The organism is Pseudonocardia sp. GCM10023141, assembly GCF_042653605.1.
The window spans coordinates 23,500-35,802 of the sequence record NZ_JBHSIR010000072.1; the positions used below are offsets into that span (position 1 = coordinate 23,500).

At 68.6% G+C, this 12,303-nt stretch carries 10 protein-coding genes; 7 read left to right on the forward strand and 3 right to left on the reverse strand.

Annotation, left to right across the window (positions count from 1 at the left end; translation table 11 throughout):
• Position 1 precedes the first annotated feature (1 nt).
• From ACFPFQ_RS41830 to ACFPFQ_RS41855, 6 genes are all read left to right on the forward strand, one after another.
• The gene (locus tag ACFPFQ_RS41830) at positions 2-2,104 is read left to right on the forward strand and encodes a hydantoinase/oxoprolinase family protein (RefSeq protein WP_379628824.1); all 2,103 of its coding nucleotides are present in this window, start codon (positions 2-4) and stop codon (positions 2,102-2,104) included.
• Between the two features lie 11 nt (positions 2,105-2,115).
• Entirely contained in the window at positions 2,116-4,428 is a 2,313-nt protein-coding gene (locus ACFPFQ_RS41835) for a hydantoinase B/oxoprolinase family protein (RefSeq protein ID WP_379628825.1), read from the forward strand.
• A gap of 66 nt (positions 4,429-4,494) precedes the next feature.
• Positions 4,495-5,121: a TetR/AcrR family transcriptional regulator gene (locus tag ACFPFQ_RS41840; protein WP_379628826.1), complete on the forward strand. Its 627-nt coding sequence runs from the start codon at positions 4,495-4,497 to the stop codon at positions 5,119-5,121.
• 233 nt (positions 5,122-5,354) lie between these two features.
• Positions 5,355-6,173, forward strand: coding sequence for an alpha/beta fold hydrolase (locus ACFPFQ_RS41845; RefSeq protein WP_379628827.1), 819 nt, complete (start codon positions 5,355-5,357; stop codon positions 6,171-6,173).
• Between the two features lie 6 nt (positions 6,174-6,179).
• The gene (locus ACFPFQ_RS41850) at positions 6,180-7,049 is read left to right on the forward strand and encodes a VOC family protein (RefSeq protein ID WP_379628828.1); all 870 of its coding nucleotides are present in this window, start codon (positions 6,180-6,182) and stop codon (positions 7,047-7,049) included.
• Positions 7,050-7,341: 292 nt separating this feature from the next.
• Complete coding sequence (locus ACFPFQ_RS41855) at positions 7,342-7,533, forward strand: TauD/TfdA family dioxygenase (RefSeq protein WP_379628892.1); 192 nt, start codon at positions 7,342-7,344, stop codon at positions 7,531-7,533.
• Here ACFPFQ_RS41855 and ACFPFQ_RS41860 read toward each other — a convergent pair.
• The 3 genes from ACFPFQ_RS41860 to ACFPFQ_RS41870 are packed head-to-tail and all read right to left on the reverse strand — an operon-like array spanning position 7,530 to position 10,809.
• Positions 7,530-8,867 (reverse strand): MFS transporter, encoded by a 1,338-nt coding sequence (locus tag ACFPFQ_RS41860; protein WP_379628829.1) that lies wholly within the window; start codon positions 8,865-8,867, stop codon positions 7,530-7,532. The genes ACFPFQ_RS41855 and ACFPFQ_RS41860 overlap by 4 nt on opposite strands.
• 36 nt (positions 8,868-8,903) lie before the next feature.
• Positions 8,904-9,296, reverse strand: coding sequence for a hypothetical protein (locus ACFPFQ_RS41865; RefSeq protein WP_379628830.1), 393 nt, complete (start codon positions 9,294-9,296; stop codon positions 8,904-8,906).
• A 16-nt stretch (positions 9,297-9,312) separates the two neighbouring features.
• Positions 9,313-10,809 carry an aldehyde dehydrogenase family protein gene (locus tag ACFPFQ_RS41870; RefSeq protein WP_379628831.1) on the reverse strand — a complete coding sequence of 499 codons (1,497 nt, stop codon included), beginning with the start codon at positions 10,807-10,809 and terminating at the stop codon, positions 9,313-9,315.
• Between the two features lie 79 nt (positions 10,810-10,888).
• On the opposite strand from ACFPFQ_RS41870, the gene ACFPFQ_RS41875 reads away from it, so the two are divergent.
• Positions 10,889-12,262: an amidohydrolase family protein gene (locus ACFPFQ_RS41875; RefSeq protein WP_379628832.1), complete on the forward strand. Its 1,374-nt coding sequence runs from the start codon at positions 10,889-10,891 to the stop codon at positions 12,260-12,262.
• The last annotated feature ends 41 nt before the right edge of the window (positions 12,263-12,303 follow it).

Below are 12,303 nucleotides of genomic sequence, written 5' to 3' on the forward strand. Positions count from 1 at the left end.
CATGCCATACGCACTGGGCATTGACGTCGGCGGCACCTTCACCGACGCCGTCGCCTCCGACGGCGCCGGCCGGATCGTCTCGGCCAAGACACCGACGACCCCGCCGCATCGCGAGGTCGGCGTCATGCGCGCGATCGAGGAGCTCGCCGCGGAACTGGGGATCGGCGTCGGCGAGCTGCTGGCGCAGACCGACTTCATCGCCCACGGCACGACGGCGTCGATCAACGCGCTGGTCCAGGGCACGGTGGCCGACGTCGGGCTGATCGCCACCAAGGGCCACCGCGACTCGATCTACATCATGAACGCGGAGGGCCGCACCCTCGGGCGGTCCGCGCACGAGATCCAGGACACCCTGAGGCAGCGCAAGCCCGCGCCCCTGATTCCCAAGAACCGGGCGCTGGAGGTCACCGAGCGGATCGACCACACCGGCCGGGTACTCGTGCCGCTGGTCGAGGACGAGGTGCGGCGCGTCGCGCGCGCCCTCGTGGAACAGGGCGTCGAGGCCATCGCCGTCTGTCTGCTGTGGTCGTTCAAGAACGGTGACCACGAGCGGCGGGTCCGCGAGCTGATCCACGAGATCGCCCCGGACCTCTACGTCACGCTGTCGTGCGAGGTCAGCCCGCGCATCCGGGAGTTCTCCCGGACGTCCACGACGATCATGAACGCCCAGATCGGGCCGCGGCTGCGGACCTACCTGACGCCGCTGCAACGGCAGCTGGAGGAGGGCGGACTGCGGGGCCCGCTGCTGGTCATGCAGAGCGAGGGCGGCACGATCACCGCCGACCGGGCACCCGAGCACGCCATCACCACCGTCGGGTCCGTGCTGTCCGGCGGGGTCATCGGCGGTCAGCGCCTCGCTGCGCAGCTCGGGCACCGCAACGTCATCACCACCGACGTCGGCGGCACCACCTTCCTGGCCGGCCTGATCGTCGACGGGGAGCCGGTGATGGCGCCGGGGTCCATCGTCAACCAGTTCCCGATCAACGCCGCCACCATTCGCGTGCACACGATCGGCTCGGGCGGCGGCGCGCTCGCCGGCGTCGACGCCGGCGGGAACCTGCGGCTCGGGCCGCAGAGTGCGGAGGCGGTTCCGGGCCCGGCCTGTTACGGCAACGGCGGTACCCGTCCGACCAACACCGACGCCAACCTGGTCCTCGGCATCCTGAGCGAGCGCGGGCTGCTCGGCGGTCGGAAGCCGCTGCGACGGGAGCTGGCGCGCGAGGCGATCCGCGTGCACGTCGCGGAGCCGCTCGGCCTCACCGTCGACGAGGCCGCCATCGCGATCCACGAGGTGCAGAACGCCCAGGCAGGCGACCTGCTGCGACGGTCAGTTGTTCAGGCCGGCTACGACCCGCGCGATTTTGTGGTCTACGCCTTCGGCGGTGCCGGCCCCGCCCACTGCGCCGGCTACTGCCAGGACCTGGGCGTGGCCGAGGTCGTCGTGCCGCTCGGCCCGGTCGCCTCGGCGTTCTCGGCCTACGGGCTCGCGGCCTCCGACGTCGCGCTGAGCGCCGAGCTGTCCGATCCCTCGGCGTTCCCCGTTGACCACACCGTGCTCGAAGCCCACTTCGACCGGCTGGAAGCGGATCTGCAGCGCGCGCTGGACCGGCAGAAGGTCAAGTTCCACGACGTGACGCTGCAGCGCGAGATCGACCTGCGCTACTCCATGCAGGTCAACGAGCTCGCGGTGGCGATACCGGACGCGGAGCTCGACGAGCGCTCCGGCGACGAGATCGTCGCACGCTTCGAGGAGCAGTACGAGCGGATCAACGGCTCGGGGGCCGGGTTCCGCGAGGCCGGGGTCCAGGCGATCACCTACCGGATGCGGGCCAAGGCCGGTCTCGGCTTCCCGGTCGTCCTGCCCGAGATCGCCGAGGCCGACGGCCCCGACCCGGCCGCGGCGCTGCTCGAGGAGCGGCCGGTCTGCCTCGACTCGCAGCTCGGCTTCGTGCCCACCCCCGTGTACGACTACGCCCGGCTCCGCGCGGGCCACGAGCTGGTCGGTCCGGCGATCGTCGACGTGCCGACCACGGTGGTCGTGGTCCCGGCCGGCGTCACCGGCCGGGTCGACCGGCTCGGCAACCTCGTGCTCCGCTACCTGTGAGGACGGTTCCCATGACATCGAAGATCCCGGGCGCGGACGAGTTCACCAGCCGGCCCCTCCCGCGGGCTGAGCTCCTGGCTCAGATCTCGCCCGAGCTGGCCCTGCACACCACGCAGGCCGACGACGTCAACGCCCTCACCTACGAGGTCATCCGGCACCGGTTGTGGGCGATCACCCAGGAGATGGGCGAGACGCTGCGCCGGATGTCCGGCTCGCACGTCGTCACCGAGTCCAACGACTTCAACTTCTCCATCTGCGACGAGCTCGGCGAGCAGGTCCAGGTCGGCACCTTCAACGTCGGGCTGATCGGCTCGATGGACCTCGCGATCATCTGGACGCTGCGCAACCGCAGCGACAACCCGGGCATCGAAGAGGGCGACATGTTCCTCTGCAACGACCCGTGGATCGGTGGCGGCCTGCACCAGAACGACGCGGCGATCCTGGCGCCGATCTTCCACGAGGGCCGACTCTTCGGCTGGACGACAGCCATCGCCCATCAGGTCGACCTCGGCGGCCCGAGACCCGGGTCCTTCGACCCCGCCGCACGGGACGTCTTCGGCGAGGCGCTGCCCACCCCGCCGATCAAGGTCGTCCGTGGCGGAGTCCTGCAGCGCGACGTCGCCGACGCCTGGGTGCGCCGCTCGCGGCTGCCGCACATGGTGGGCCTCGATCTGCGGGCCAAGGTCGCCGCGAACAAGAACGCAGCCGAACAGATCCTGCGGCTCATCGCCAAGTACGGCGCCGACACGGTCAAGTCCGTGATGCGCCGGATGATGGACGACGCCGAGCGCCGGCTGCGCGCCAAGCTCGAGACCCTGCCCGACGGGACATGGACCGCAATCGGCTACCAGGAGCAGTCCGGCACCGGGGACCGTGGCCTGCACACCCTCAAGGTGGCGATGACGAAGGAGGGCGACCGGCTCGTCTTCGACTTCCGTGGGACGGCGGGGCAGACCGGCATCATCAACTGCCCCTATCCGGGGCTGCGGGCCGGGATCGTGTTCACCATGCTGCCGCTGCTGGCGGGGGACATCCCCTGGGCGGCGGGCGGTCTGATGCGCTGCTTCGAGATCGTCACGGACGAGGACACGATCACCAACGCGTCGTTCCCGGCCGCTGTAGGGAAGGGACCCTTCGGGCCGGCCTGGGGCTCGGGGAACCTGGTCGCCGAGGTGCTGGCCAAGATGCTCGACGCCGAACCCGATCACCGCGTGGACGTCCAGTCGATCTGCAACGGCACCACCGACCTCTGCGTCGTGTCCGGTGTGGACGTCCGCGGTGGTGGCAGCAAGGGGTTCATCACACCCATCTTCGACGTCATGGCCGGCGGCTACGGCGCTCAGGTGCACCACGACGGCGTCGACACCGGCGGTCGGTTGATCATCCCCTCGGCCCGGGCCCCCGACGTCGAGATGACCGAGTACCTGTACCCGCTTGTGGCGCTGTGGCGACGCGAGCAGACCGACTCCGGCGGGCCGGGCCGGCAGCGCGGCGGGATGAGCGGTTCGGTCTGCTACGTGCAGCACCCGGACCAGACCGAGACGATGTCGCTGGTGGTCTCGGGCACGGGCAAGGTGGCCAACCAGAACGTCGGGCTCGCCGGAGGCTATCCGGGCAACTCCCAGCTGGACCTGGTCGTGCGTGGTATCGATGTGCCGCAGCTCGCCGGGGCCTCGGCGATACCGGCGATGCTGGACGAGCTGGGCGGCGAGATCGAGGTGCTGCCCTGCGAGGGGGAGTCGACTCTGGGCGCCGGCGACGCCTTGTACCTGCACTGGCAGGCGGGTGGCGGCTACGGCGACCCGCTGCTGCGACCGGCCGAGAGCGTGGGGGAGGACGTCGCGCAGGTGCGTGTCTCGGTAGCCGCGGCGCGCTCGGTCTACGGCGTGATCGTGCAGGACGGTGAGGTGAACAGCACCGCGACGGAGGAAACTCGCGAGACGCTTCGCCGCCGCCGTGCGATGGAGTCGGGGCTTCCCGACGCGCATCCCGCTCCGATCGACGCTCCCGACCTGGCGGGAGCGCGGCGACTCGACGACAACCTGGCTGTCATCGGCGACCCGGGTGGCGGCATCGTCGTGTGCACCCAGTGCGGTACGGCGATCGGACCGCTTGCCGGAGGCGCTTTCGTCGCGTCCCTGGCCCATCGCGACGCACTTCCCACCGAGGCCGGGCCGCACATCTGGCGCGACCCCTCGGTGTACGTCGACGCCGAGGTGGTATTCCGGCAGCTCTTCTGCCCGGGCTGCCTGACCGCGGTGTACTCCCGTGTCGTCCCGGTCGAGCACCCTCTGCCCGACGACGACTACCGGAGCGGGGCATGAGCCGCCCGGCATCGGCCGGCACGACCGATCCTGTCCTCGACGAAAGGCGCACCTATCATCCGGTACGTGTCCAAACGAGAGCGCTCGACGTCGGCCGCGGCCGGTCCGAGCAGCCGCGATGCCATCCTGGACGCTGCCGGGGAGCTCATCGCGAGCAATGGCTACGACGGCATGGTCATCTCGGACCTGACTGCGCGGTCGGGGCTGCCGGCGAGCTCGATCTACTACCACTTCGGGAACAAGCTCGGCGTGCTGTCGGCGTTGCTCGATCGCACATTCGGCGAATTGCACGCGGCGTTCCCCGAGCCGTCGTCCTACGACCTGGGTGATCCGCTGGAGCGGTTCGAGGCGTGGTTCACGGCGGCCTGTCGCTCGCTGGATCAGCGCCCCGACTACCTGCAGCTGCTGCTGGCCATCAGCGTCGGCCCGCACAAGGACGCCGAGCTGGTTCGCGACACGGTGCGTCGGATCCGGGACTACGCGCATTCCTCGTGGGTCGATGCCCTCACTCCGATCTTCGGGGACGGGGAGGCGGCGTTCGTCGACGAGCTGGCCGTTCTCGGCCGGGCTGTGACGGACGGGCTGGCCGTGGCCAGCAGCTTCGACGGGATGAGCTACAGCTCGCACGTCGATCCATTCGTGGCGTTGATCCGTGGTCTCGCCGCGCAGCGGGCCACGGCGCGTCGGATCTGACGGGATTCCGGCGGCAGTTGGGCGGACTCCAGCCGCTGAGGGTCCAGCAGGGCAGCAGGCAAGGGCTGACGGCCCGGACGGCCGCCTGAAGGCGTCGGGGACGGCGCTCCTGTTCCGGCGCGCCGCGAGCGTGCCGCGACGGTCGGCGATAACGGCGGGCCCGGCCGTGGCCGCTGGTCGTACCCTCTTTCGGCATCTATAGTGATCGTTACATACAGGAAGTGGTGGCCGCAGTGACAGAGACCATGAGCGTCGGGGACGCCGCGCTCGCCTACACCGAGTCTGGGTCGGGCGATCCGATCGTGTGGTTGCACGGATCCGGGCCGGGGGCCACGGGCGCGAGCAACTTCGGCGCCACGGTCTCGGCCTTCGCCGACCATCGCAACATCATCGTCGACCTGCCCGGCTGGGGGAGCTCGCCGCGGCCTGCCACGGACGAACCGCTGATCTACCACGCGGCGGAGCAGGTGACGCGGACGATGACGGCACTCGGGATCGACCGCGCGCACCTGGTCGGCAACTCCTACGGCGGCGGAGTCGCGATGCGGATCGCGGTGACGAGGCCGGAACGGGTCGGCCGCCTGATCCTCATGGCGCCCGGGGGAGTGCTTCCGGCTGACGCGCCGCCGTGGCCGGTCGGGCTGCAGCATCTCTTCGCGTACATGGCCGCGGAGAAGCCCTCGCGCGAGGCGATGGCGGCGTTCGTGCGCCTCATGGTGTACGACGAATCGCTGGCGACCGAGGCGCTGATCGACGAGCGCTACGAGGCGAGCTTGCGCGCGCATCCCGAGCTGCCGATCCCGCCGAACTTCGGTGACATGACGCCCGATCTGCCCCGCATCGCGGCGCGCACCCTGCTGGTGTGGGGGCGCGAGGACCAGACCGTGCCGCTGACCTGGGCGCCGACGATCCTGCACGGCATCCCCGACGCGGAGCTGCGGGTCCTGCCCCACTGCCGGCACTGGGTGCAGTACGAGCGGGCACCGGAGTTCAACCGGATCGTGCGCGAGTTCCTCGCCGACGCTGGCGCGGCGACGCAGGCGAAGGGATAGGGGCACGTGGGAATCCGCAGACTCGGATACGTCGGGCTGGACGTCACCGACATCGACGCCTGGACCGCGCTGCTGCGCCGCGCGCTGGGTGTCGGTGTCACGGCGGACAAGAGCGGCTCGCAGGAGGTGCTGCTGGCCGAACTGGACGAGTTCAAGTACCGGCTGGCCCTGTACCCCGCCGCCGAGGACGTCCCGCGGCAGATCGGCTGGATCGTCGACTCGAACTCCGAGCTCGACCGGCTGACGCGGCGGCTGGAGGAAGCCGGCCACGCAGTCCAGGAGGCGACCGCGGAGGAGGCGGAGCTGCGTGGGGCCACGCGCCTGCGCTGGTTCACCGACCCGCTCGGCTACCGCGTGGAGCTGGCGGTCGGCGAAGCCAAGGTGCGGGTCGCGCCGGCCCGCCCGTCCGACGGGGGGCGGGGCGTCACCGGTCTTGGCCACCTCGTGCTGGCCGGACCGGCGTTGGCCGAGCTGCGCGAGTTGTACGAGACGGTGCTCGAGTTCCGGTTGACGGACTACCGCGCGCCCGGACTGTCCTTCTACCGCTGCAACCGGACCCATCACAGCATCGCGCTGGCCTGGGCAGAAGTGCCGTCGATCCATCATCTCGAGATCGAGCTCGAGTCCATCGATGACGTCGGGCGCTCCTACGACCGCGCATTGGCCGACGACGTGCCGATCTCGATCAGCCTCGGACGCCACATGAACGACAAGGCGATCTCCTTCTACGTGCGCAACCCCAGCGGCTTCCACCTGGAGATCGGGTGCGGCGGCATCGAGGTTGGCGACGACTGGGTCCCGCACGACTTCGGGACCTCCGACGTCTGGGGCCACCACCACACCGAGGCCAACCCCTTCGCAGGCCCGCCTTCCTGAAGGCTTCGCCGATCGTCGGGCAGGGATTGGGGCGGAGCCGGCACCATCCCAACAGCCGGTACGAACCGCTCGACGAGCGTCCCGATCTGCGGTTGCGTTGTGCGCATCGATGTGGGGAATGCATGGCACAGAGTCGCGAACCGGGAGGCCGTCGAGCGCCTACGTTGCCCGCTGGTCTTCCCGAATACGTCGAGAGGAATCACGATGCGCCTGGTCCCGATCGGCAACAGCCTCGCGGCAGCGATTCTCGACCTGAACCTGACCACGCCGCTGTCGGCCGGAGACGCACGGAATCTACCCGCCCGTCGGTTGGCCCCTGATCCGCACGCATCCGCGATCAGGCCGCTCGGTGCTGTGGGTCGGACAGCCGCTGTGCCGGGTTTCCGGCTTGTCCGTAGCTGAAGGACGTGCGCTCGCCTGTGGTCTGCTGGAGCACGCTACCCAGCAGGACCTGCGACTCAGGGGCGTCCCGGCCAGCGCCTAGCGTTCCGGGCGGCTGCCCCTCGTTACGTCGATCTCCTCCAGCTCCACGTTCGCCGTCTCCCGGCCGAAGGAGACCACCAACCCGGAAATGATCGAGCAGATCCCGACGAACACCATGACCGGAACCCAGCCGTAGCTCCCTGGCGTCATCAGCGCGAGGGCGATCGCCGGCGCGAAGCCGGTGAGGGTGAGGCCGATCTGAGAGCCGACCGCAAGGCCGGAGTAGCGAACGCTGACCGGGAACATCTCCGCGAACGCCGCGGTCCAGATGCCGTTGCTGGCGAGGCAAGAGAAGAGCAACCCGCCGAGGATCACCAGGACGATACTGCCTTCGGAGATGGCCCAGAAGTAGAGGAACCCCGCCGGGATCGAGCCGTAGACGCACAGGGCCCACACGGGCTTGCGCCCGATCCGGTCGGCGAGCCAGCCGAAGAACACGCACGTCCCGATCTGGACCACCTTGCACACCGTGATCACGAGGAGGATGGTCGTCACCGAGATGGGCAGGCCCTTGTTCTGCGACACGTACGCCACCGAGAACACGCTGAAGATTGAAGTCGATACAGCGTAGAACATTCCGCCGATCACCCGCAGGAGCGGTTTCCGGTGCCACCGAACCAGCTCCACGAGGGGCAGCTGGGGGTGGTGCGCGGCCTTGTTCGCCTTCTGGAAGTCGGGAGACTCCGCGATCCGCGTGCGCACGAAGAACGCGACGATGAGGACGACGACGCTGACGAGGAACGGGATCCGCCAGCCCCAAGCCAGGAGTTGTTCTCGCGGCATCGCCGCGATGGGGACGAAGACCAGCGATGCCAGACCGCCGCCGGCTGAGGCCCCCGCGACGGTGAAGCTGGCGAAGAAGCCGCGGCGCCCGGCGGGCGCGAGTTCCGTGCTCAACGTGGCCGATCCCGACGCCTCACCGCCGGCGGACAGCCCCTGCAGCAGCCGCAGCAGCACCAGCAGGGCCGGTGCGAGCACACCGACGTCCTCGTAAGTCGGCAGCAGCCCGATGCAGAGGGTGCTGATACCCATGAACAGCAAGGTCAGGACGAGTGTGCGTTTGCGGCCGATCCGATCCCCGAAGTGGCCGAAGACGAGGCCACCGAGAGGGCGCGCGATATAGGCCACACCGAACGTCGCCAATGCAGAGATTCCCCCCGTCGCGGGGTCAGCGGACGGGAAGAATACCGGTCCCAGTGCGAGCGCTGCGGCCGAACCGTAGATGAAGAAGTCGTAGTATTCGAGAGTGGTTCCCATGAACCCGGCGATCGCCGATCTACGGGCATCCTTCTCGGATCTCGCGGGAGCGCTGACGATGTCTTTGCTGGCCGTCATGTCCACCTTCTCGTCATTGAGATCAGATCTCTGAGGTCAGTGCGATGCAAGCCGACCGGGGTGTGCGATTTCGGCGGTGGTGATGTGCGTCTTGGACGTGAAGCCTGGATGCTTCCCGACCAGCGCCGCGACGTCGGCGCTGTCGGCCGGTCGGCCGGTTGTGCGGACGGCGTGTTCCACGGCCCAGGCCCGGGATTCCGCGGCCAGCAGTCGGCGCTGCGGATCGCCGTAGTACCGGCTTTCCAACTCGACGATGTCCCCGTCGTAGTGCCACGCCGAGACGAACTCGTTCGTCTCCCGCAGCGCGAAGGCGCACAACAGCGTAAATCCGATCCGTTCTCGAATGGGCACGATGCGTGTCCACCAGACGACGAAATCGTCCATCGCATCCCGTTTGAGTTCGTAACGACGGAACTGTACCGGGGACATCCGTGTCACCCTCCGTTCACGACAGTTCGACCACGACGCTCTTCGACTCGGTGTAGGCGTCGAGCACCTCGGTGCCGTGCTCACGCCCGATACCGGACTGCTTGTGTCCACCGAACGGCAGCGGTCCGGCACTCATCTGGCTGCCGCGGTTGATCCAGACCGAACCCGCGTCGAGGCGCGCGGCGGCGCGGTGCGCCGTGCTGATGTCGCGTGTCCACACCGAAGCGGCCAGACCGAACACAGTGTCATTGCCGAGTCGGACGACTTCGTCCAGGTCTCGGAACGACATGACGACCGAGACCGGTCCGAAGATCTCCTCCTGCGCGATGCGGGAGGTGTTGTCCAGGCCCTCGATCAGCGTCGGCGCGACGAACAGGCCCCCGCCATCGATCGGCTCGGCGCCGGTCACGAGCTTTCCACCGGCCTCGGATGCAAGGTCGATGTAGGCGCTCACGCGCTCGAAATGCGCGCGGAACGCGAGCGGTCCCATCCGGGTACCGGGATGGAACGGGTCGCCGATGCCCGCCTTGAAAGGCTCGGTCGCCTGGATCAACATCTCGAGGAACTGGTCACGGATCGACTCATGGACGAAGATCCGCGACCCGGCGACGCACGCCTGGCCGGAGCCCGCGCAGAAGGCCAGCGCGCAGGTCGCAGCAGCCTTCTCCAGGTCGGCGTCCGCGAAGACGATGTAGGGCGTCTTGCCCCCGAGCTCCAGAGTGACCCGCTTCAGGTTGCTGGCTGAACGCGCGAGGACGTGCTTGCCGGTCGCGGTCGATCCAGTGAAGGCGACCTTGTTCACGCCGTGATGAGACATCAGACGTTCCCCGGCGATCTTGCCGTCACCGGTGATGACGTTGACGACACCCGCAGGCAGGTCGGTCCCGCGCAGCAGGTCGGCGAAGCGCAGCGTGCTCAACGAGCTGTGCTCCGACGGCTTGCACACGATCGTGTTGCCGGTCGCCAGCGCTGGGGCGACCTTGTAGGCCATCTGCAGCAGGGGACCGTTCCATCCGGCGATGGCTGCGACGACGCCGAGCGGCTGGCGCAGCGTGTACTGGAGCTGCGTGCTCGCTGACGGCGCGGTCTGGCCGTAGATCTTCGTCGGCCAACCGGCATGGTTGCGGAACACCTCGACGCAGTGATCGATCATCCACCGGGTCTGAGTGTGGGGGCTGCCCATCTCGAGTGACTCGAGAATGGCCAGCTCGTCCGCGTTGTTCTCGATGACGTCCGCGACCTGCAGGAGCAACTGGGTACGCCGATAGGGCGTGATGGCGGCCCATGCGGGGTTCTCGAATGCGCGCCGCGCGGCGTCGACGGCGGCGTCGACGTCCTCGGGCCCGGCCGAACTGACCGTGGCCAGCGCCTGTTCGGTGACCGGGTCGATGGTCACGAAAGCGTCTCCGCTGCGCGCCGTGACCTCGGACCCGCCGATGTGAAGACCCTTGGTGCCGATGAGAAAGTCCGGCCGCGGGCGGGCATCGGCGCGGACGAGCAGCGGTTCGATCACGTAGTCCTCCTAGAGTGCGTCTCGGTGGACTCAACAACACGGATCGCCCGGCGACGACCGATGCGTACCGGCTGGTGGGATGCACATCGAGGATCGCCCGGTCGCCGGGAGAATGCTGTCGGCATCGTCCCGTTCAACGGGACGATGCCGAGGTGAACCGAGGACGACGGCAAATATTCTGGCCATCAGGAATCTCAAGGTGGAGGTTGAACAGCCCATGGCCGACCAGCACAGTTCGTCCGACCGGATCGTCGTCATCTCGGCCGACACTCACGGTGGCGCCGAACTCCACGCGTACAAGGAATACCTGCCGAAGCAGTGGCACGAGCAGTTCGACGCATGGGCTGTGGCCTACGCATCGCCCTGGGACGACCTCGTCAACGACACCAAGTTCAAGAACTGGGACAGTGACCTGCGGATCCAGCACCTCGAAACCGACGGGATCGCCGCCGAGGTGCTGATCCCGAACACGATCCCGCCGTTCTTCCCCACCATTCAGAACATCGTCAGCCTGCCCACCACGCGGCCGGAATATGAGCGGCGAATGGCCGGACTGCGGGCTCACAATCGGTGGGCCGAACAGTTCTGCAAGAACGTTCCAGGACGCCGTCGGGCACTGTTCCAGATCTTTCCGAACGACGTCGACGACGCCATCGTCGAGGTCGAATGGGCCGCCCGGACCGGAGTTGCAGCGGGTGTCCTCATGCCGGGCATCCCGCCGAATCACCCGGCCGGGGCGCTGTACGACTCGCGGCTGGACCGGTTGTGGGAGCGTTGCGCGGCGCTGGACCTCCCGGTGTGCCAGCACGAGGGCACCGGCATCCCGGACTATCCGGACCACCCCGCCAGCGCCGGCATCTCGTCCTACGAACAGAGCTACTTCGGGCAGCGCAGCCTGTGGACGCTGATCCTCGGCGGCGTCTTCGAGCGGCACCCGAATCTGAAGTACGCCTTCATCGAGCAGGGCGTGAATTGGATCCCGCAGGCGCTCGACCGGCTGGACAACACGATCGCCTCGGCGAAGAAGCGTCCGTGGGCCGACATGTTCTTCCGCGGCGCCTACGAGCCGCTCAGCATGACGGCATGGGAGTACTGGAAGCGGAACTGCTACATCGCGCACCCGCTGCGGCCTGTCGAGGTCCCGGACTTCGCCAACCTCGGTGTCGACCACATCATGTGGGGCTCGGACTACCCGCACACCGACGCGACCTCGCCCTATTCGCGCGAAGCGATGCGCCTCACCCTGGCCGACGTCGACGAGACGGACGTCCGGAAGCTGCTCGGCGGCAACGCGGCGAAGATCTTCGGTTTCGACATCGAGGCCCTGCAGTCGGTCGCCGACCGGGTCGGGCCGACCTTCGCCGAGATTCGCCGGCCGCTGGCACGCGCGGACTACCCCGACGCGGAGTGGTTCGAGATCCGGGCCGAGGTTCGCTCGACGGTGCTCGGCTGACCCATGAGGAGCATCGTGCAGTTGTCTTCCCATCTCTGGCC

What these genes read in the sequence shown, in the direction of transcription:
- ACFPFQ_RS41830 (WP_379628824.1), top strand. Translation starts at nt 2, where the DNA reads ATGCCATACGCACTGGGCATTGACGTCGGCGGCACCTTCACCGACGCC.
- ACFPFQ_RS41835 (WP_379628825.1), top strand. Translation starts at nt 2,116, where the DNA reads ATGACATCGAAGATCCCGGGCGCGGACGAGTTCACCAGCCGGCCCCTC.
- ACFPFQ_RS41860 (WP_379628829.1), bottom strand. Translation starts at nt 8,867, where the DNA reads ATGACGGCCAGCAAAGACATCGTCAGCGCTCCCGCGAGATCCGAGAAG.
- ACFPFQ_RS41865 (WP_379628830.1), bottom strand. Translation starts at nt 9,296, where the DNA reads ATGTCCCCGGTACAGTTCCGTCGTTACGAACTCAAACGGGATGCGATG.
- ACFPFQ_RS41875 (WP_379628832.1), top strand. Translation starts at nt 10,889, where the DNA reads ATGCACATCGAGGATCGCCCGGTCGCCGGGAGAATGCTGTCGGCATCG.